This is a genomic window from Halomonas sp. SIMBA_159 (assembly GCF_046536035.1).
GTDB lineage: Bacteria > Pseudomonadota > Gammaproteobacteria > Pseudomonadales > Halomonadaceae > Vreelandella > Vreelandella venusta_A.
On sequence record NZ_JAWJBT010000650.1, the window covers coordinates 1 to 269 of the forward strand.

The 269-nt window shown below is 54.3% G+C and carries 1 protein-coding gene; it reads left to right on the plus strand.

The genetic code is table 11. From position 1 onward, the window contains the following. Positions 1–215: DNA-binding transcriptional regulator SfsB (gene sfsB / locus R0J87_RS20810; protein WP_498888637.1), on the plus strand; the 215-nt coding region annotated here is incomplete at its 5' end. Between the last annotated feature and the right edge of the window lie 54 nt (positions 216–269).

The following is a 269-nucleotide window of genomic DNA, read 5'->3' on the forward strand; positions in this document are numbered from 1 at the left end:
CGTCAATGGCGGCGGAATCTCGCAGAAATGGTTTGAGTTCCTCAACGCTGGCGAATGCATTATCGCGCCCATGGCCGAAAGGAGAGATGATTATTGCGAAGGCCCTGGGAACTGACCCCTGGGTTATCTGGCCATCACGCTACCATGATCCGCAGACCCATGAGTTTATCGACAGAACGCAGTTGATGCGTAGCTACACTAAACCGAAAAAATGAGTGGTCTGGCGGTAGCCCCGCGTACGGGGCTGCCAGCTTTCAGACGATTACTCG